At 68.7% G+C, this 17,470-nt stretch carries 28 protein-coding genes; all 28 read left to right on the forward strand.

Annotated features, from left to right (window positions below; genetic code table 11):
* The first annotated feature begins 8 nt into the window (after positions 1 to 8).
* The 28 genes from fusA (at position 9) to rpmJ (ending at position 17,445) form a co-directional block, all read left to right on the forward strand.
* The gene (gene fusA, locus KPF22_RS05770; protein ID WP_208825135.1) at positions 9 to 2,111 is read left to right on the forward strand and encodes an elongation factor G; all 2,103 of its coding nucleotides are present in this window, start codon (positions 9 to 11) and stop codon (positions 2,109 to 2,111) included.
* Between the two features lie 146 nt (positions 2,112 to 2,257).
* A complete protein-coding gene (gene tuf / locus KPF22_RS05775) occupies positions 2,258 to 3,451 on the forward strand; it encodes an elongation factor Tu (RefSeq protein ID WP_062397848.1) in 1,194 nt (397 codons plus the stop codon).
* A gap of 489 nt (positions 3,452 to 3,940) precedes the next feature.
* Positions 3,941 to 4,246, forward strand: coding sequence for a 30S ribosomal protein S10 (gene rpsJ / locus KPF22_RS05780; protein ID WP_003938093.1), 306 nt, complete (start codon positions 3,941 to 3,943; stop codon positions 4,244 to 4,246).
* Positions 4,247 to 4,262: 16 nt separating this feature from the next.
* Positions 4,263 to 4,949: a 50S ribosomal protein L3 gene (rplC, locus tag KPF22_RS05785; protein ID WP_051050086.1), complete on the forward strand. Its 687-nt coding sequence runs from the start codon at positions 4,263 to 4,265 to the stop codon at positions 4,947 to 4,949.
* Positions 4,946 to 5,620 (forward strand): 50S ribosomal protein L4, encoded by a 675-nt coding sequence (gene rplD, locus KPF22_RS05790; protein WP_073576470.1) that lies wholly within the window; start codon positions 4,946 to 4,948, stop codon positions 5,618 to 5,620. The genes rplC and rplD overlap by 4 nt, the downstream gene beginning before the upstream one ends.
* Positions 5,617 to 5,916: a 50S ribosomal protein L23 gene (gene rplW, locus KPF22_RS05795; RefSeq protein WP_062397845.1), complete on the forward strand. Its 300-nt coding sequence runs from the start codon at positions 5,617 to 5,619 to the stop codon at positions 5,914 to 5,916. Before rplD ends, rplW begins: the two co-directional genes overlap by 4 nt.
* A 16-nt stretch (positions 5,917 to 5,932) precedes the next feature.
* A complete protein-coding gene (gene rplB / locus KPF22_RS05800) occupies positions 5,933 to 6,766 on the forward strand; it encodes a 50S ribosomal protein L2 (RefSeq protein ID WP_062397843.1) in 834 nt (277 codons plus the stop codon).
* A 15-nt stretch (positions 6,767 to 6,781) separates the two neighbouring features.
* Complete coding sequence (gene rpsS, locus KPF22_RS05805) at positions 6,782 to 7,063, forward strand: 30S ribosomal protein S19 (RefSeq protein WP_062397841.1); 282 nt, start codon at positions 6,782 to 6,784, stop codon at positions 7,061 to 7,063.
* Between the two features lie 37 nt (positions 7,064 to 7,100).
* Positions 7,101 to 7,520, forward strand: coding sequence for a 50S ribosomal protein L22 (gene rplV, locus KPF22_RS05810; protein WP_062397838.1), 420 nt, complete (start codon positions 7,101 to 7,103; stop codon positions 7,518 to 7,520).
* Positions 7,520 to 8,365, forward strand: coding sequence for a 30S ribosomal protein S3 (rpsC, locus tag KPF22_RS05815; protein ID WP_020622933.1), 846 nt, complete (start codon positions 7,520 to 7,522; stop codon positions 8,363 to 8,365). Before rplV ends, rpsC begins: the two co-directional genes overlap by 1 nt.
* A 3-nt stretch (positions 8,366 to 8,368) precedes the next feature.
* Positions 8,369 to 8,788 (forward strand): 50S ribosomal protein L16, encoded by a 420-nt coding sequence (rplP, locus tag KPF22_RS05820; protein ID WP_020622932.1) that lies wholly within the window; start codon positions 8,369 to 8,371, stop codon positions 8,786 to 8,788.
* Positions 8,788 to 9,033 carry a 50S ribosomal protein L29 gene (rpmC, locus tag KPF22_RS05825; RefSeq protein ID WP_020622931.1) on the forward strand — a complete coding sequence of 82 codons (246 nt, stop codon included), beginning with the start codon at positions 8,788 to 8,790 and terminating at the stop codon, positions 9,031 to 9,033. Before rplP ends, rpmC begins: the two co-directional genes overlap by 1 nt.
* A complete protein-coding gene (gene rpsQ, locus KPF22_RS05830; protein ID WP_062397834.1) occupies positions 9,030 to 9,305 on the forward strand; it encodes a 30S ribosomal protein S17 in 276 nt (91 codons plus the stop codon). Before rpmC ends, rpsQ begins: the two co-directional genes overlap by 4 nt.
* Before the next feature lie 8 nt (positions 9,306 to 9,313).
* Entirely contained in the window at positions 9,314 to 9,682 is a 369-nt protein-coding gene (rplN, locus tag KPF22_RS05835) for a 50S ribosomal protein L14 (RefSeq protein ID WP_010228481.1), read from the forward strand.
* Between the two features lie 13 nt (positions 9,683 to 9,695).
* Positions 9,696 to 10,022, forward strand: a complete 327-nt coding sequence (gene rplX / locus KPF22_RS05840; RefSeq protein WP_062403788.1) for a 50S ribosomal protein L24 — start codon at positions 9,696 to 9,698, stop codon at positions 10,020 to 10,022.
* Between the two features lies 1 nt (position 10,023).
* Positions 10,024 to 10,587, forward strand: coding sequence for a 50S ribosomal protein L5 (gene rplE, locus KPF22_RS05845; RefSeq protein ID WP_062397831.1), 564 nt, complete (start codon positions 10,024 to 10,026; stop codon positions 10,585 to 10,587).
* Between the two features lie 4 nt (positions 10,588 to 10,591).
* Positions 10,592 to 10,777 carry a type Z 30S ribosomal protein S14 gene (locus KPF22_RS05850; RefSeq protein ID WP_020622927.1) on the forward strand — a complete coding sequence of 62 codons (186 nt, stop codon included), beginning with the start codon at positions 10,592 to 10,594 and terminating at the stop codon, positions 10,775 to 10,777.
* Between the two features lie 121 nt (positions 10,778 to 10,898).
* Positions 10,899 to 11,297, forward strand: coding sequence for a 30S ribosomal protein S8 (gene rpsH, locus KPF22_RS05855; RefSeq protein WP_062397829.1), 399 nt, complete (start codon positions 10,899 to 10,901; stop codon positions 11,295 to 11,297).
* 17 nt (positions 11,298 to 11,314) lie between these two features.
* Complete coding sequence (gene rplF, locus KPF22_RS05860; RefSeq protein ID WP_062397827.1) at positions 11,315 to 11,854, forward strand: 50S ribosomal protein L6; 540 nt, start codon at positions 11,315 to 11,317, stop codon at positions 11,852 to 11,854.
* The gene (gene rplR / locus KPF22_RS05865; protein WP_280118285.1) at positions 11,854 to 12,267 is read left to right on the forward strand and encodes a 50S ribosomal protein L18; all 414 of its coding nucleotides are present in this window, start codon (positions 11,854 to 11,856) and stop codon (positions 12,265 to 12,267) included. The genes rplF and rplR overlap by 1 nt, the downstream gene beginning before the upstream one ends.
* 34 nt (positions 12,268 to 12,301) lie before the next feature.
* A complete protein-coding gene (rpsE, locus tag KPF22_RS05870; protein ID WP_062397823.1) occupies positions 12,302 to 12,937 on the forward strand; it encodes a 30S ribosomal protein S5 in 636 nt (211 codons plus the stop codon).
* A gap of 5 nt (positions 12,938 to 12,942) precedes the next feature.
* Positions 12,943 to 13,128: a 50S ribosomal protein L30 gene (gene rpmD, locus KPF22_RS05875; protein ID WP_062403786.1), complete on the forward strand. Its 186-nt coding sequence runs from the start codon at positions 12,943 to 12,945 to the stop codon at positions 13,126 to 13,128.
* Entirely contained in the window at positions 13,125 to 13,586 is a 462-nt protein-coding gene (rplO, locus tag KPF22_RS05880; protein ID WP_208622979.1) for a 50S ribosomal protein L15, read from the forward strand. Before rpmD ends, rplO begins: the two co-directional genes overlap by 4 nt.
* A 280-nt stretch (positions 13,587 to 13,866) precedes the next feature.
* Entirely contained in the window at positions 13,867 to 15,177 is a 1,311-nt protein-coding gene (gene secY, locus KPF22_RS05885) for a preprotein translocase subunit SecY (protein ID WP_073576464.1), read from the forward strand.
* Positions 15,178 to 15,305: 128 nt separating this feature from the next.
* The gene (locus KPF22_RS05890) at positions 15,306 to 15,860 is read left to right on the forward strand and encodes an adenylate kinase (RefSeq protein WP_208825133.1); all 555 of its coding nucleotides are present in this window, start codon (positions 15,306 to 15,308) and stop codon (positions 15,858 to 15,860) included.
* A 56-nt stretch (positions 15,861 to 15,916) separates the two neighbouring features.
* The gene (gene map, locus KPF22_RS05895) at positions 15,917 to 16,762 is read left to right on the forward strand and encodes a type I methionyl aminopeptidase (protein ID WP_062397816.1); all 846 of its coding nucleotides are present in this window, start codon (positions 15,917 to 15,919) and stop codon (positions 16,760 to 16,762) included.
* Between the two features lie 286 nt (positions 16,763 to 17,048).
* Complete coding sequence (gene infA, locus KPF22_RS05900; protein WP_010228514.1) at positions 17,049 to 17,270, forward strand: translation initiation factor IF-1; 222 nt, start codon at positions 17,049 to 17,051, stop codon at positions 17,268 to 17,270.
* Between the two features lie 61 nt (positions 17,271 to 17,331).
* On the forward strand, positions 17,332 to 17,445 hold the full coding sequence (gene rpmJ, locus KPF22_RS05905; RefSeq protein ID WP_020622917.1) for a 50S ribosomal protein L36: 114 nt from the start codon (positions 17,332 to 17,334) through the stop codon (positions 17,443 to 17,445).
* The last annotated feature ends 25 nt before the right edge of the window (positions 17,446 to 17,470 follow it).

Raw genomic sequence — 17,470 nt, forward strand, 5'->3', positions numbered from 1 at the left:
GCTGAGCAGTGGCAGCACAGGACGTGCTGACGGACCTCACCAAGGTCCGCAACATCGGCATCATGGCCCACATCGACGCCGGTAAGACGACCACGACCGAGCGGATCCTGTACTACACGGGGATCAACTACAAGCTCGGCGAGGTGCACGACGGCGCCGCCACCATGGACTGGATGGAGGAGGAGCAGAAGCGCGGCATCACGATCACGTCGGCCGCGACGACCTGCTTCTGGAAGAACCACCAGATCAACATCATCGACACCCCCGGGCACGTCGACTTCACCGTCGAGGTGGAGCGGTCCCTGCGGGTTCTCGACGGCGCGGTCGCGGTCTTCGACGGCAAGGAGGGGGTCGAGCCGCAGTCCGAGCAGGTCTGGCGGCAGGCCACCAAGTACGACGTCCCCCGCATCTGCTTCGTCAACAAGATGGACAAGCTGGGCGCGGACTTCTACTTCACCGTTCAGACGATCAAGGACCGCCTGAACGCGACCCCGCTGCCGCTGCAGATCCCGATCGGCTCCGAGAACGACTTCATCGGTGTCGTCGACCTGGTCGAGATGCGCGCGCTCACGTGGCGCGGCGAGGTGGCCAAGGGCGAGGACTACACCGTCGAGGAGATCCCGGCGGACCTCCAGGCCAAGGCCGAGGAGTACCGCACGGCGCTCGTCGAGGCCGTCGCCGAGACCGACGACGAGCTCATGGAGCTCTACCTCGGTGGCGAGGACCTGACGACCGAGCAGATCAAGACCGGTGTCCGCGCGCTGGTGACCAACCGCGCCGCCTACCCGGTCCTCTGCGGCTCGGCCTTCAAGAACAAGGGTGTCCAGCCGATGCTGGACGCGGTGATCGACTACCTGCCGTCGCCGTACGACGTGCCGCCGGTCGAGGGTTTCCTCACCGACGGCGAGACGCCGGCGAGCCGCAAGCCGTCGAAGGACGAGCCGTTCTCGGCCCTCGCCTTCAAGATCGCCGCGCACCCGTTCTTCGGCAAGCTGACCTACATCCGGGTGTACTCGGGTCAGGTCGCCGCCGGCGCCCAGGTCATCAACTCGACCAAGGACCGGAAGGAGCGCATCGGGAAGCTCTTCCAGATGCACTCCAACAAGGAGAACCCGGTCGACGAGGCCGTGGCCGGCCACATCTACGCGGTCATCGGCCTGAAGGACACGACCACCGGCGACACGCTCTGCGACCCGCAGAACCCGATCGTCCTCGAGTCGATGACCTTCCCGGACCCGGTCATCCAGGTCGCCGTCGAGCCCAAGTCGAAGGCGGACCAGGAGAAGCTCTCGCTGGCGATCCAGAAGCTGGCGGAGGAGGACCCGACGTTCCAGGTCTCCCTGGACGACGAGACCGGCCAGACCATCATCGCCGGCATGGGCGAGCTGCACCTCGAGGTGCTGGTCAACCGGATGAAGTCCGACTACAAGGTCGAGGCCAACATCGGTAAGCCGCAGGTGGCCTACCGGGAGACCATCAAGAAGGCCGTCGAGAAGTTCGAGTACACGCACAAGAAGCAGACCGGTGGCTCGGGCCAGTTCGCCCGCGTCATCATCAAGCTCGAGCCGCTCACCAGCGGTGACGGTGCGCTGTACGAGTTCGAGAACAAGGTCACCGGTGGCCGTGTCCCGCGGGAGTACATCCCGTCGGTCGACGCCGGTGCCCAGGACGCCATGCAGTACGGCATCCAGGCCGGCTACCCCGTCGTCGGTGTGAAGCTCACGCTGCTGGACGGTCAGTACCACGAGGTCGACTCCTCGGAGATGGCCTTCAAGGTCGCCGGTTCGATGGCGTTCAAGGAGGCGGCCCGCAAGGCGAGCCCCGCCATCCTCGAGCCGATGATGGCCGTCGAGGTGATGACGCCCGAGGACTACATGGGTGACGTCATCGGCGACCTGAACTCCCGCCGCGGCCAGATCCAGGCCATGGAGGAGCGGGCCGGTGCCCGTGTCGTGAAGGCGACCGTGCCGCTGTCCGAGATGTTCGGCTACGTCGGCGACCTGCGGTCGCGGACCCAGGGCCGGGCGAACTACACGATGGTCTTCGACTCCTACGCCGAGGTTCCGGCGAACGTGGCGAAGGAGATCATCGCGAAGGCCACGGGCGAGTAAGAGCTCCCCGGGGCGGGCCCCAGTGCCCGACCTGCTCGGAGGGTGCGGTCCGCGGATCGGTAAGGTCCGCGGCCCGCACCACCCGACACCCACAGACCTGCCGTCAGCACGGCGGAGTACAGACACGAGTCCAGGAGGACCCAGCAGTGGCGAAGGCGAAGTTCGAGCGGACCAAGCCGCACGTCAACATCGGCACCATCGGTCACATCGACCACGGCAAGACCACGCTGACGGCGGCCATCACCAAGGTTCTGCACGACAAGTTCCCGAACCTCAACGAGGCTTCGGCGTTCGACATGATCGACAAGGCGCCGGAGGAGCGCCAGCGCGGTATCACGATCTCGATCGCGCACGTCGAGTACCAGACCGAGAAGCGGCACTACGCGCACGTCGACTGCCCCGGGCACGCCGACTACGTGAAGAACATGATCACCGGTGCCGCCCAGATGGACGGCGCGATCCTGGTGGTCGCCGCGACCGACGGCCCGATGCCCCAGACCCGTGAGCACGTGCTGCTCGCGCGTCAGGTCGGCGTGCCGTACATCGTCGTCGCCCTGAACAAGGCGGACATGGTCGACGACGAGGAGATCATGGAGCTCGTCGAGATGGAGGTCCGCGAGCTGCTGTCGGCTCAGGACTACCCGGGCGACGACCTCCCGATCGTGCGCGTCTCGGCGCTGAAGGCGCTCGAGGGCGACGACAAGTGGGCCGAGGCCATCGTCGAGCTCATGGACGCGGTCGACGAGGCCATCCCGGAGCCCGAGCGCGACATCGAGAAGCCGTTCCTCATGCCCGTCGAGGACGTCTTCACGATCACCGGTCGCGGCACGGTCGTCACCGGTCGTATCGAGCGCGGCATCGTCAAGGTCAACGAGACCGTCGACATCGTCGGCATCCGGCCGAACAAGACCTCGACCACCGTCACCGGTGTCGAGATGTTCCGCAAGATCCTCGACGAGGGTCGCGCCGGCGAGAACGTCGGTCTGCTCCTGCGCGGTATCAAGCGTGAGGACGTGGAGCGCGGCCAGGTCGTCGTGAAGCCGGGTTCGATCACCCCGCACACCGAGTTCGAGGGCCAGGTGTACATCCTGGGCAAGGACGAGGGCGGCCGTCACACCCCGTTCTTCAACAACTACCGTCCGCAGTTCTACTTCCGGACGACCGACGTGACCGGCGTCGTGACCCTCCCGCAGGGCACCGAGATGGTCATGCCGGGTGACAACACCACCATGAGCGTCCAGCTGATCCAGCCGATCGCCATGGAGGAGGGCCTGCAGTTCGCCATCCGTGAGGGTGGCCGCACCGTGGGCGCCGGCCAGGTCACCAAGATCAACGCGTGACGTGACGGGGCCGTCCCCCTGGGGCGGCCCCGTTACCCACCCCCCGGTCGAGGGTGCCGCACAGCGGTGTGTCATCCTTGACGGGTTGCACGATGAGCATGGCGCGTGGAAGCGCCGCCTCTGTTCCCGGTCTCCGGTAGTCCAGGGGTCGCGGACCACGCGCCATGTTCGTTGTCAGCCCCGGTTCCGCGGTCCGCCGCGTGAACCAGGGAGATTCCGAGCGACATGCCCGCCCCAGATGGGGGTGGGACGCGGTGACCCGGGCACAACCATGCGGGTAGGGCGCGACACGCCCGACCTCGTGGACCGGAGAGCCCCGGCAGGACGAGTGCTCCAGGGGACTGGACGCGCGACTCCGGGCCGACAGAGACCTGAACAGAGCACGGGCCGCAGCCGGCCCGCCGGACATCCGGTGGCAGCACGGCGCGAGTTCTTACGGGGCCGAACCGCGACACCCCCGCGGCAGGAAGAAGAGGACGACCGACGACCATGGCGGGACAGAAGATCCGCATCAGGCTCAAGGCCTATGACCACGAGGCAATCGACGCGTCTGCTCGCAAGATCGTGGAGACCGTGACGCGTACCGGTGCCCGGGTCGTCGGCCCCGTGCCGCTGCCTACCGAGAAGAACGTGTACTGCGTCATCCGCTCGCCGCACAAGTACAAGGACTCGCGCGAGCACTTCGAGATGCGCACGCACAAGCGACTCATCGACATCCTCGACCCGACGCCCAAGACGGTCGACGCGCTCATGCGCATCGACCTGCCGGCGAGCGTCGACGTCAACATTCAGTGACGGCGGGGTGGAGACGATGACTGCTGCATTCAAGAAGACGACTGCCACCAAGCAGACGAAGAAGGTCACCGGCCTCCTGGGCACCAAGCTCGGGATGACCCAGTTGTTCGACGAGAACAACCGCATCGTGCCGGTCACCGTGGTCCAGCTCGGGCCGAACGTCGTGACGCAGGTGCGCTCGCAGGAGACCGACGGCTACACCGCCGTCCAGCTGGCCTACGGGGCCATCGACCCGCGCAAGGTGAACAAGCCGGAGTCCGGCCACTTCGCCAAGGCCGGCGTCACCCCCCGTCGCCACGTCCTGGAGCTCCGCACCTCCGACGCCGCCGAGTACACCACCGGCCAGGAGGTCACCGTCGAGGCGTTCGCCGAGGTGGCCGAGGTCGACGTGGTGGGCGTGACCAAGGGCAAGGGCTTCGCCGGTGTCATGAAGCGCCACGGGTTCAAGGGCCTGGGCGCCTCGCACGGCACGCAGCGCAAGCACCGTTCGCCGGGCTCCATCGGAGGCTGCGCCACCCCGGGCCGCGTGTTCAAGGGTGTGCGGATGGCCGGCCGGATGGGTTCCGACCGCCAGACCACGCAGAACCTGAAGGTCCACCGGGTGGACGCCGAGCGCGGGCTGCTGCTCGTCAAGGGCGCCGTCCCCGGTCCGCGCGGTGGCCTCGTCGTGGTGAAGACCCCCGCGAAGGGTGATGGCAAGTGAGCACCGTGCAGATCAAGACCCCCGAGGGTTCCGCCTCCGGCAGCGTCGAGCTCCCGGACCACGTCTTCGACGTGACGGCGAACATCGCCCTCATGCACCAGGTGGTGACCGCGCAGCTCAACGCCGCGCGTCAGGGCACGCACGACGTGAAGGGTCGCGGCGAGGTCCGCGGCGGTGGCAAGAAGCCGTACCGGCAGAAGGGCACCGGTCGCGCCCGTCAGGGCTCGATCCGCGCGCCGCAGTTCGCCGGTGGTGGCATCGTCCACGGCCCGACGCCCCGCGACTACTCGCAGCGGACCCCGAAGAAGATGAAGGCCGCCGCCCTGCGTGGCGCCCTCTCCGACCGGGCCCGCGCCGGCGCCGTGCACGTCGTGTCCGCCTTCTCCGAGGGCGACGCGCCGTCGACCAAGGCAGCCCGCAAGGCGATCGAGGCCGTCGTGCCCGACGCCCGCCGGGTGCTCGCGGTCGTCGAGCGTTCCGCGGAGAACGCCCTGCTGAGCCTGCGCAACCTGCCGCAGGTCCACCTGATCGCGCCCGACCAGCTGAACACCCACGACGTGCTCGTCAACGACGTCGTGCTGTTCACGCAGGCGGCGCTGGACGAGTTCCTGGCCGGCCCGATCGCGAAGCCGAAGGCTGCCGGCCGCCGCGCTGAGGAGGCCGACAAGTGATCACGGACCCGCGGGACGTGCTGCTCGCGCCGGTCGTCTCGGAGAAGAGCTACGGGCTGCTCGACGAGCGCCAGTACACCTTCGTCGTGGCACCGGACGCGAACAAGACCCAGATCAAGATCGCCGTGGAGAAGGTGTTCGGGGTCAAGGTGACCAGCGTGAACACGCTGAACCGCCCGGGCAAGCGCAAGCGCTCCCGCACCGGCTACGGCAAGCGCAAGGACACCAAGCGCGCGATCGTCACGCTCTCCGAGGAGAGCAAGTCGATCGACGTCTTCGGTGGCCCGGCGAGCTGAGGGAGCGAGCTGACCCATGGCCATTCGTAAGTACAAGCCGACCACCCCGGGCCGTCGTGGCTCGAGCGTGTCGGACTTCGCCGAGATCACCCGGGACACCCCCGAGAAGTCGCTGCTGCGCCCGCTGCACAACAAGGGCGGCCGCAACGCGCACGGGCGGATCACCACCCGTCACCAGGGTGGCGGACACAAGCGCGCCTACCGTCTGATCGACTTCCGTCGTAACGACAAGGACGGCGTGCCGGCGAAGGTCGCGCACATCGAGTACGACCCGAACCGCACCTCGCGGATCGCACTGCTGCACTACGCCGACGGCGAGAAGCGCTACATCATCGCGCCGGCGAAGCTCAAGCAGGGCGACAAGATCGAGAACGGTCCCCGGGCCGACATCAAGGTGGGTAACAACCTGCCGCTGCGCAACATCCCGACGGGCACCGTGGTGCACGCGATCGAGCTCCGCCCCGGTGGCGGCGCCAAGATCGCGCGCTCGGCCGGTGTCGGCGTCCAGCTGGTCGCCAAGGACGGGCCCTACGCGCAGCTGCGGATGCCCTCCGGCGAGATCCGCTACGTCGACGTGCGCTGCCGCGCCACCGTCGGCGAGGTGGGCAACTCGGAGCACGCCAACATCAACTGGGGTAAGGCCGGCCGTATGCGGTGGAAGGGCAAGCGCCCGACCGTCCGTGGTGTCGTCATGAACCCGGTGGACCACCCGCACGGTGGTGGTGAGGGCAAGACCTCCGGTGGCCGCCACCCGGTGAACCCGGCGGGCAAGCCCGAGGGCCGCACCCGCAAGAGCAAGCCGTCCGACAAGTTGATCGTCCGCCGGCGTCGTACCGGCAAGAAGCGCTGAGCAGGGAGGTAAGACATGCCGCGCAGCCTGAAGAAGGGCCCCTTCGTGGACGACCACCTGCTCAAGAAGGTGGACGTCCTCAACGAGTCCGGCAAGAAGACCGTCATCCGCACGTGGTCCCGTCGGTCCACGATCATCCCGGACATGATCGGTCACACCATCGCCGTGCACGACGGCCGCAAGCACGTCCCGGTGTTCGTGTCCGACTCGATGGTCGGTCACAAGCTGGGCGAGTTCGCCCCGACCCGGACCTTCCGGGGCCACATCAAGGACGACCGCAAGGCGCGTCGGCGCTAGCAGCCGGCCCGAGTAGCGACTAGGAGAGGTGGAGAAAATGGCAGAGACCACTGCCGAGACCACCGGCGCTGCGCTCGAGCCGACTCGTGCGCGCGCCGTGGCGCGGTTCGTCCGCAGCTCGCCGACGAAGACCCGTCGTGTCGTGGACCTGGTCCGCGGCCTGCCGGTCGACGAGGCGCTGGCGATCCTGCGGTTCTCGCCGCAGGCCGCGGCGGAGCCCGTCGCGAAGGTCGTGGCGAGCGCCGCGGCCAACGCCGAGAACAACCTGGACCTGGACCCGGAGACCCTCGTGGTCGCCGTGGCGATGGTCGACGAGGGCCCGACGCTGAAGCGGATCCGGCCGCGCGCCCAGGGGCGTGCGTACCGCATCCGCAAGCGGACGAGCCACATCACCATCGAGGTCGAGTCGGTTCCGCAGAAGGCCGGCCGTCGTGGTGCGAAGGGGAGGGCCCGCTGATGGGGCAGAAGATCAACCCGCACGGCTTCCGCCTGGGCATCACCACGGACTGGAAGTCGCGCTGGTACGCCGACAAGCAGTACTCCGAGTACGTCAAGGAGGACGTCGAGATCCGCCGCATGCTCTCCAAGGGCATGGAGCGGGCCGGCATCTCCAAGGTCGAGATCGAGCGCACCCGGGACCGCGTGCGGGTGGACATCCACACCGCGCGTCCGGGCATCGTGATCGGCCGTCGTGGCGCGGAGGCCGACCGGATCCGGGGCAACCTCGAGAAGCTGACCAAGAAGCAGGTCCAGCTGAACATCCTCGAGGTCAAGAACTCCGAGTCCGACGCGCAGCTCGTCGCCCAGGGCGTCGCCGAGCAGCTGTCGAACCGGGTCGCCTTCCGGCGTGCGATGCGCAAGGCCATCCAGTCGGCCATGCGCAGCCCGCAGGTCAAGGGCATCCGGGTCCAGTGCTCGGGCCGCCTCGGCGGTGCCGAGATGTCGCGGTCGGAGTTCTACCGCGAGGGTCGGGTCCCGCTGCACACGCTGCGTGCCGACATCGACTACGGCCTGTTCGAGGCCCGGACCTCCTTCGGCCGCATCGGCGTGAAGGTCTGGATCTACAAGGGCGACGTCGTCGGTGGCCGCCGCGAGGGCGTCCCGGCCGCCGCCGAGGCCCCGGGCCGCGGCCCGCGCCGCGAGCGCCCGGCCCGGCGCCGTTCCGGTGCCTCGGGCACCACTGCGACCAGCACCGAGGCCGGGCGTGCCGCGCAGAGCGCGGGCCAGGCCGGCGGCGCCGCGACGGCGACCGCCGAGGCCCCGGCCTCCGGTGAGAACCAGAGCAACGGTGGGGAGAGCTGACCGATGCTGATCCCACGCAAGGTCAAGCACCGCAAGCAGCACCGTCCCAAGCGCAAGGGCATGGCCAGCGGTGGTACCGCGGTCACCTTCGGCGACTGGGGCATCCAGGCGCTGGAGCCGGCCTACGTGTCCAACCGGCAGATCGAGTCGGCGCGTATCGCGATCAACCGGCACATCCGTCGTGGCGGGAAGATCTGGATCAACGTCTTCCCGGACATCCCGATGACCAAGAAGCCGGCCGAGGTCCGCATGGGTTCCGGTAAGGGTTCGCCCGAGAAGTGGGTCACGAACGTCAAGCCGGGCCGGGTGCTGTTCGAGATGAGCTTCCCGAACCGCGAGGTGGCGCACGAGGCCCTGACCCGTGCGATCCACAAGCTGCCCATGAAGTGCCGGATCGTGTCCCGTGAGGGTGGTGACATCTGATGGCGAGCAGTGGCAACACCAAGGCCGCCGAGCTGCGCGAGCTCTCCGACGAGGAGCTGGTCGTGCGTGTCCGGGAGGCCAAGGAGGAGCTGTTCAACCTCCGCTTCCAGATGGCCACCGGGCAGCTGGACAACAACCGGCGGCTGCGGGCCGTCCGTCACGACATCGCGCGGTGCTACACCGTGATGCGCGAGCGTGAGCTCGGCCTTTCCGCCGCACCGACCGAGAGCGAGGGCGCGGCGTGAGCGACGAGCAGAAGAACGACGAGCGCGGGGAGCGCAAGGTCCGCGAGGGCCTGGTCGTGTCCGACAAGATGGAGAAGACGATCGTCGTCTCCCTCGAGGACCGGGTGAAGCACCCCCTGTACGGCAAGGTCATCCGCCGGACCAGCAAGGTCAAGGCGCACGACGAGGGGAACACCGCCGGTATCGGCGACCGTGTCCGCCTCATGGAGACCCGTCCGCTGTCGGCGACCAAGCGCTGGCGGCTGGTGGAGATCCTCGAGAAGGCCAAGTAGGAGTCGAAGTGATCCAGCAGGAGTCGCGGCTGCGCGTCGCCGACAACACCGGTGCCAAGGAGATCCTGTGCATCCGGGTGCTGGGCGGCTCCGCGCGGCGCTACGCCGGGATCGGCGACGTCATCGTCGCCACGGTCAAGGAGGCCATCCCCGGCGCCGGCGTGAAGCGTGGTGACGTCGTCAAGGCGGTCATCGTGCGCACCAAGAAGGAGAAGCGCCGTCCCGACGGCAGCTACATCCGTTTCGACGAGAACGCCGCCGTGCTGATCAAGGCGGACAACGGACCTCGGGGGACCCGTATCTTCGGCCCGGTCGGGCGCGAGCTGCGCGACCGCAAGTTCATGAGGATCATCTCCCTGGCCCCGGAGGTGCTCTGACATGAAGGCGAAGATGAAGGTCAAGAAGGGCGACACCGTTCTGGTGATCGCCGGCAAGGACAAGGGTGCACGGGGCAAGGTCATCGCGGCCTACCCGGAGCGCCAGCGCGTGCTGGTCGAGGGCGTGAACCGGATCAAGAAGCACACCCGGATCAGCCAGAACCAGCGCGGGGCCGAGAGCGGCGGGATCGTCACCCAGGAGGCCGCCATCCACGTCTCGAACGTGATGGTGTGCGACTCCGACGGCAAGCCGACCCGTATCGGCAAGAAGGCCGTCGAGGGCGAGGACGGCACCACCCGCCGCGTCCGGATCTCCAGGCGCAACGGGAAGGAGATCTGAGATGACCACGGCTGAGAAGACCGTGCCGAGGCTCAAGCAGCGGTACCGCGACGAGATGCTCGACAAGCTCCGCGAGGAGTTCGGCTACACCAACGTCATGCAGATCCCCGGCCTGACCAAGGTCGTGGTGAACATGGGTGTCGGTGACGCCGCCCGCGACTCGAAGCTGATCGACGGTGCGCTGCGGGACCTGGCCACCATCACCGGCCAGAAGCCGCAGCTGCGTCGCGCCACCAAGTCCATCGCGCAGTTCAAGCTGCGCGAGGGCATGCCGATCGGTGCGAAGGTGACCCTCCGCAACGACCGGATGTGGGAGTTCCTCGACCGTCTCCTGACCATCGCGCTGCCCCGTATCCGCGACTTCCGTGGCCTCGAGGGCAACCAGTTCGACGGGCGTGGCAACTACACGTTCGGCCTGAACGAGCAGTCGATGTTCCACGAGATCGACCCGGACTCCATCGACCGGCCGCGGGGCATGGACATCACGGTCGTGACCACCGCGACCACGAACGCCGAGGGCCGGGCGCTGCTGCGCCACCTGGGCTTCCCGTTCAAGGAGAGCTGAGCGAATGGCGAAGAAGGCGCTCATCAACAAGGCGAACGCGAAGCCGAAGTTCGCCGTGCGGGGTTACACCCGCTGCAACAAGTGCGGCCGGCCGCGTGCCGTGTTCCGCAAGTTCGGCCTCTGCCGCGTGTGCCTGCGAGACATGGCGCACGCCGGCGAGCTGCCGGGTGTGAGCAAGTCCAGCTGGTGATCCGACCGCCCCGCGTCCGCGGGGCAGCGGATCCGATCGCCGCAGGCCCGCACCGGTGCGGTGCCCCGCACAGGGGCACCGCGCCGGTACGAGGAACCACGGCGGGAAAGAGACAGACACCATGACGATGACCGATCCGATCGCAGACATGTTGACCCGTCTGCGGAACGCGAACTCGGCCTACCACGACCGCGTCGTGATGCCCCACTCGAAGCTGAAGGTCGCCATTGCGGAGATCCTTCAGAAGGAGGGCTACATCGCGGCACACCACACCGAGGACGCCGAGGTCGGCAAGTCCCTGGTCGTCGAGCTGAAGTACGGCCGCAACCGTGAGCGCAGCGTCGCCGGTCTGCGCCGGGTGTCCAAGCCCGGTCTGCGTGTGTACGCGAAGTCGACGAACCTGCCGCGGGTCCTGGGTGGCCTCGGCATCGCGATCATCTCGACCTCTCAGGGTCTGATGACCGACCAGCAGGCCTACCGGAGCGGCGTGGGCGGGGAAGTCCTCGCCTACGTCTGGTGAGAGAGGGGTAACGAACGATGTCACGCATCGGAAAGCTGCCCATCACCGTCCCGTCCGGCGTGGAGATCACCATCGACGGCCGCACGGTCACCGCGAAGGGCCCCAAGGGCACCCTGTCGCACACCGCCGTCGAGCCGATCACGATCGAGCGCGATGACGACGGCACGGTGCTGGTGAAGCGGCCGAACGAGGAGCGCGAGACCCGGGCCTACCACGGCCTGACCCGCTCCCTCGTCAACAACATCGTGGTCGGCGTCAGCGCCGGCTACGAGAAGAAGCTGGAGATCCACGGCGTGGGTTACCGCGTGCAGCTGAAGGGGCAGAACCTCGAGTTCGCCCTGGGCTACTCGCACCCGGTCGTCATCGAGCCGGCGGAGGGCATCACCTTCGCGGTCGAGTCGCCGACCCGGTTCTCGGTCTCCGGCATCGACAAGCAGCTGGTCGGCGAGACCGCTGCCAACATCCGGAAGCTGCGCCGCCCCGACCCGTACAAGGGCAAGGGTGTGCGGTACGCCGGCGAGCAGGTCCGCCGCAAGGTCGGAAAGACGGGTAAGTGATGGCCGAGACGAACGAGACGGTGTCGGGTTCCGCCCGCCGCCGGATGGCGTCCCAGGTGGCGCGCAAGCGCCGCGACTCGCGCATCCGCCGGCACGCCCGGCTCCGGAAGAAGATCTCCGGGACGCCGGTGCGTCCGCGGCTGGCGGTCAACCGCTCCTCGCGGCACATCACCGTCCAGCTGATCGACGACCTGGCGGGCCACACGCTGGCCTTCGCGTCCTCGCTGGACGCCGAGGTGCGTGGCGTCGAGGGCGACAAGAAGGCCAAGGCGGCCAAGGTCGGCGAGCTCATCGCCGCCCGGGCCAAGGAGGCGGGCATCTCCACGGTCGTGTTCGACCGCGGCGGGCTGGCCTACCACGGCCGCATCGCGGCCCTGGCCGACGCCGCCCGCGAGGGAGGCCTGGAGTTCTGATGAACCAGACCGAGAAGATCGAAGGGACTGTCTGATGCCGGGACGTACGCGGCGTGACGGCGGAGCCCCGGGCGGCAGCGGTGGGAACGACAACCGCAACAACCGGGACCGCCGGGACGGTGGCCGTGGCGGGGCGGCCCAGGACAAGACCCCGTACATCGAGCGGCTGGTCACGATCAACCGCGTGGCCAAGGTCGTCAAGGGCGGCCGCCGGTTCAGCTTCACCGCGCTGATGATCGTCGGCGACGGTGACGGCCTGGTGGGCGTCGGCTACGGCAAGGCCAAGGAGGTGCCGGCCGCGATCGCCAAGGGCGTGGAGGAGGCGAAGAAGAACTTCTTCCGCGTCCCCCGCATCGGCGGCACGATCGTGCACCGCGTGCAGGGTGAGGCCGCCGCCGGCGTCGTCATGCTGCGCCCGGCCTCCCCGGGTACCGGTGTCATCGCCGGTGGCCCGGTCCGCGCGGTGCTGGAGTGCGCGGGGATCTCGGACATCCTGTCCAAGTCCCTCGGCTCCGACAACGCCATCAACATCGTGCACGCCACGGTGGCGGCGCTGAAGTCGGTGCAGCGTCCGGAGGAGGTCGCGGCCCGCCGCGGCCTGCCGCTGGAGGACGTCGCCCCGGCGAGCATGATGCGCCAGCGCGCCGAGGCCGACGCGGCGAAGGTGTGAGCGACATGGCCACGTGGAAGATCACCCAGGTGAAGAGCCGGATCGGCTGCAAGCAGAACCAGCGCGACACGCTGCGCTCGCTCGGCCTGCGCAAGATCCGGCAGTCGGTGGTGCGTGAGGCGGACCCGCAGACCCGCGGTTACGTCCACACCGTGCGCCACCTCGTGACCGTGGAGGAGGTGCAGTCGTGAGCGAGAACGAGAACTCCGTCATCAAGCTCCACGACCTGCGGCCGGCCCCGGGCTCGAAGAAGGCGCGGACCCGTGTGGGTCGCGGTGAGGGCTCCAAGGGCAAGACCGCCGGTCGCGGTACCAAGGGCACCAAGGCCCGCAAGACGGTGTCCCCGCGCTTCGAGGGCGGGCAGATGCCGCTGCACATGCGGCTCCCGAAGCTCAAGGGCTTCAAGAACCGCTTCAAGGTCGAGTACCAGGTCGTGAACGTCGGCGAGCTGGCCACCCTGTTCCCGAAGGGTGGCGAGATCGGTCCGGCCGAGCTGGTCGAGGCGGGCGCGGTTCGCAAGAACCAGCTCGTGAAGGTCCTCGGCGAGGGCGAGCTCTCGGGCGTCGCCCTGACCGTGAAGGCCCACAAGTTCTCCGCGTCCGCGCGCGAGAAGATCTCGGCGGCCGGCGGCTCGGTCTCCGAGCTGTAGGCCCCACCGCACGTCCCCCGGCGCCGTCCGTGGCGCCCGGTCCACCCCAGGTGGACCGGGCCCGTGGGCGGCGCCGAGGCGTTTCCCGGCCGCTGTTACAGTCACTTCCGGACCGAGTGTCCACCGATTACCTGGCGCGCCTCGAGGCGCGCAGCCCCCGCCGGTACACACCGGCCCGGGTGTCCCGCGAGGCGCGGAACGCGCGTCGACCAACCCGGCCGACCCCTCAGGGGCCGGCGCAGGCGGTGTCGGGCCGCCGACGTCGTAGGAGGATCACCGAGTGCTCAGCGCAGTCCGGGCGGCCCTGACCACGCCGGATCTCCGCAAGAAGATCCTCTTCACGCTGGCGATCGTGGCGGTGTACCGGCTCGGGGCGAACATCCCCTCGCCGGGGGTGTCGTACCCCAACATCCAGGAATGTGTCCGTCAGGTCGAGGGCGGCGACAACGCCAGCGTCTACTCCCTGATCAACCTGTTCTCCGGCGGGGCACTGCTCCAGCTGTCGATCTTCGCGCTGGGCATCATGCCCTACATCACCGCGAGCATCATCGTGCAGCTGCTGCAGGTCGTCATCCCGCGGTTCGAGCAGCTGAAGAAGGAAGGCCAGTCCGGCCAGGCCAAGCTCACGCAGTACACGCGGTACCTGACGATCGGCATCGCGGTGCTGCAGGCCACCGGCTTCGTGGCGCTGGCCGAGCGCGGTCAGCTGTTCCAGGGCTGCGCGCTGCCGATCATCCCGGACTCGTCGGTCTTCACGCTGATCGTCATCGTGATCGTCATGGTCGCCGGGACCACGCTGGTGATGTGGCTGGGCGAGCAGGTCACCGAGCGCGGCATCGGCAACGGCATGTCACTGCTGATCTTCGCCTCCATCGCGCACCGCATCCCCGCCGAGGGCCGGCTGATCCTGGAGAACTCCGGCGGCCTGGTCTTCGCCGGCGTCTGCGTCTTCGGTCTCGCGATCATCGCCAGCGTCGTGTTCGTGGAGAACGGCCAGCGCCGGATCCCGGTGCAGTACGCCAAGCGCATGGTCGGCCGCCGGATGTACGGCGGCACCTCGACCTACCTTCCGCTCAAGGTCAACCAGGCCGGTGTCGTGCCGGTGATCTTCGGTAGCTCGCTGCTCTACCTGCCCGACCTGGTCGCCCGGCTCGCCGGGAACGACGGCGGCTGGTTCCAGCAGTTCGTGCAGACCTATCTCGTCGATCAGTCCAATCCCGTGCACATCGTGTTGTACGTAGCACTGATCATCTTCTTCACGTACTTCTACGTCGGCATCACGTTCAACCCCGACGAGCGCGCCGAGGACATGAAGAAGTACGGCGGATTCATCCCGGGCATCCGCCCGGGCCGGCCCACCGCGGAGTACCTGAACTTCGTGCTCAGCCGCATCACGCTGCCGGGATCGCTCTACCTGGGCCTCATCGCGGTGCTCCCGAACTTCTTCCTCGGGATCACCGGCAGCGGCCAGAACCAGAACTTCCCGTTCGGCGGCACGGCCGTGCTGATCATGGTCACCGTGGGCCTCGACACCCTGAAGCAGATCGAGAGCCAGCTCATGCAGCGGAACTACGAGGGTTTCCTGCGTTAGGCTCGCCGGAACGTGGCCGGGCGGGAACCCCGGTGCGGGGCCCCGGCCCCGATCGTGGTGCCTCGGGCATCGTGTGCCGGCGAGGACGCCGGCGCCATGGACGACAAGACTTCAGGAGGTCGGGTCTCGTGCGACTCGTTCTGGTGGGACCGCCCGGTGCCGGCAAGGGGACCCAGGCTGAGCAGATGGCCAAGCGGCTCGACGTCCCGCACATCTCGACCGGGGACCTGTTCCGGGCGAACCTGCGTGACGAGACCGAACTCGGTCGCGAGGCGAAGCGCTACATGGACGCCGGGGACCTCGTCCCCGACGAGGTGACCGTCGCGATGGTGCGCGACCGGCTCGGCGACGCCGACACGGCGAGCGGTTTCATCCTCGACGGCTTCCCGCGCAACGTGGCCCAGGCGGGCTCCCTGTCCGAGATCCTGGCCGACAAGGGCCTGGAGCTCGACGCCGTCGTCCAGTTCGACGTCGACGACGAGGTCGTCGTGCAGCGGCTGCTCGGCCGCGGCCGCAGCGACGACAACGAGGACACCATCCGCAACCGGCAGCGGGTCTACCGCGAGGAGACCGCTCCGCTGCTGGACCACTACCGTGACCGGCTGGTCACGATCGACGCCGTCGGCGAGATCGACGAGATCACCGACCGGGTCTTCTCGGCGCTGCACAACCGCAACGGCTGAGACCCGGTCGGCGCCGGCACCACCGGCGCCACGGCGGGGAACCGAGGGACGGACACATGAACGGTCGCGGCGGTATCCGCGGGGCCATCGCCCGCTACCGGGGTCGGGACATCGAGCTCAAGACCCACGGTCAGCTCGAGGCGATGCGGGTGGCGGGCGCGCTGGTCGCGGCCACGCTGGCCGCGGTCACCGAGCACGCGAAGCCCGGTGTCAGCACGGCGGAGCTCGACGCGCTCGCCGAGCAGACGATCCGCGACGGCGACGGTGTCCCCTCGTTCCTCGGCTACCACGGTTTCCCGGCGAGCATCTGCGCCTCGGTGAACGAGCAGATCGTGCACGGCATCCCGTCGCCGAAGCAGGTGCTCGCCGAGGGAGACCTGATCTCGGTGGACTGCGGCGCGATCGTCGACGGCTGGCACGGCGACTCCGCGGTGACCATCGCCGTCGGGGACGTGTCTCCGGAGGACCTCGCCCTGTCCGCGGCCTGCCGTGGCGCGATGGAGGCGGGGATCCTCGCCGTCCGCGACGGGGCCCGGCTGACCGACGTCTCGTACGCCATCCAGGAGGCGTGCCGGTCCGCGGCGCTGGCCGACCGCGCCGACTACGGGATCGTCGCCGAGTACGGCGGCCACGGCATCGGCACGTCGATGCACATGGACCCGTTCCTGCCCAACCACGGCGAGCCGGGCAAGGGGCCGCGGCTGCGCCCGGGGATGGCCCTGGCCGTCGAGCCGATGCTCGTCGCGGGGGACCCGGACACCCTGGAGCTCGAGGACGGCTGGACGGTCGTCACCGCGGCGGGCGGCCGGGCCGTGCACTGGGAGCACACCGTCGCCGTCACCGAGGACGGGCCGTGGCTGCTGACCGCGCCCGCCGGCGCACCGGACCGCCCCGGAGCCTGAGCCCCGCGCCACCGGTACCCGACGCGCTCCGCGCGGGTACTGGTCCGTGACCGGGTCGGTCCGTTACCGTCGGTCTACCGGGCGTCTACCACGCCCGTCACCCCCGCCTGCACCGGCCTCGCACGGCCTCCGTACACTGGACCATCGGCGCGTCCTGTGACGTCCGCTCCGTGTGCTCCGTGTATCCCACAGTGTTCCCGGTCCGGCTCCGTCCGCGCGCGCCGAACCGGTCGTCGGCACCGCTGTCGACCGGGGCAACCGACACCTGTCACGGATAGCGGAGGACATGGCCAAGAAGGACGGGGCGATCGAGGTCGAGGGCCGGGTCGTCGAACCCCTGCCGAACGCGATGTTCCGGGTGGAGCTGGAGAACGGCCACCGGGTACTCGCGCACATCAGCGGGAAGATGCGCCAGCACTACATCCGGATCCTTCCGGAGGACCGGGTGGTCGTCGAGCTGTCGCCCTACGACCTCAGCCGCGGCCGCATCGTCTACCGCTACAAGTGACGACCAGCTCCACCACGGTCGGTCGCGAGACCCACAAGAACGACACACAGAGGCAGACGACGTGAAGGTCAAGCCGAGCGTCAAGAAGATCTGCGACAAGTGCCAGGTGATCCGCCGTCACGGCCGGATCATCGTGATCTGCTCGAACCTGCGCCACAAGCAGCGCCAGGGCTGAGCAGAGCGGTACCGGTCGCGATCCT

The sequence above is a fragment of the Pseudonocardia sp. ICBG1034 genome, from assembly GCF_020131375.1.
GTDB lineage: Bacteria > Actinomycetota > Actinomycetes > Mycobacteriales > Pseudonocardiaceae > Pseudonocardia > Pseudonocardia alni.

Bases quoted from the DNA above. Each gene is read 5' to 3' on its own strand.
- rpsJ (WP_003938093.1), top strand. From the start codon at position 3,941: ATGGCGGGACAGAAGATCCGCATCAGGCTCAAGGCCTATGACCACGAG.
- rplC (WP_051050086.1), top strand. From the start codon at position 4,263: ATGACTGCTGCATTCAAGAAGACGACTGCCACCAAGCAGACGAAGAAG.
- rplB (WP_062397843.1), top strand. From the start codon at position 5,933: ATGGCCATTCGTAAGTACAAGCCGACCACCCCGGGCCGTCGTGGCTCG.
- rpsS (WP_062397841.1), top strand. From the start codon at position 6,782: ATGCCGCGCAGCCTGAAGAAGGGCCCCTTCGTGGACGACCACCTGCTC.
- rplV (WP_062397838.1), top strand. From the start codon at position 7,101: ATGGCAGAGACCACTGCCGAGACCACCGGCGCTGCGCTCGAGCCGACT.
- rpsC (WP_020622933.1), top strand. From the start codon at position 7,520: ATGGGGCAGAAGATCAACCCGCACGGCTTCCGCCTGGGCATCACCACG.
- rplP (WP_020622932.1), top strand. From the start codon at position 8,369: ATGCTGATCCCACGCAAGGTCAAGCACCGCAAGCAGCACCGTCCCAAG.
- rpmC (WP_020622931.1), top strand. From the start codon at position 8,788: ATGGCGAGCAGTGGCAACACCAAGGCCGCCGAGCTGCGCGAGCTCTCC.
- rplX (WP_062403788.1), top strand. From the start codon at position 9,696: ATGAAGGTCAAGAAGGGCGACACCGTTCTGGTGATCGCCGGCAAGGAC.
- rplE (WP_062397831.1), top strand. From the start codon at position 10,024: ATGACCACGGCTGAGAAGACCGTGCCGAGGCTCAAGCAGCGGTACCGC.
- KPF22_RS05850 (WP_020622927.1), top strand. From the start codon at position 10,592: ATGGCGAAGAAGGCGCTCATCAACAAGGCGAACGCGAAGCCGAAGTTC.
- rpsH (WP_062397829.1), top strand. From the start codon at position 10,899: ATGACGATGACCGATCCGATCGCAGACATGTTGACCCGTCTGCGGAAC.
- rplF (WP_062397827.1), top strand. From the start codon at position 11,315: ATGTCACGCATCGGAAAGCTGCCCATCACCGTCCCGTCCGGCGTGGAG.
- rplR (WP_280118285.1), top strand. From the start codon at position 11,854: ATGGCCGAGACGAACGAGACGGTGTCGGGTTCCGCCCGCCGCCGGATG.
- rpsE (WP_062397823.1), top strand. From the start codon at position 12,302: ATGCCGGGACGTACGCGGCGTGACGGCGGAGCCCCGGGCGGCAGCGGT.
- rpmD (WP_062403786.1), top strand. From the start codon at position 12,943: ATGGCCACGTGGAAGATCACCCAGGTGAAGAGCCGGATCGGCTGCAAG.
- map (WP_062397816.1), top strand. From the start codon at position 15,917: ATGAACGGTCGCGGCGGTATCCGCGGGGCCATCGCCCGCTACCGGGGT.
- infA (WP_010228514.1), top strand. From the start codon at position 17,049: ATGGCCAAGAAGGACGGGGCGATCGAGGTCGAGGGCCGGGTCGTCGAA.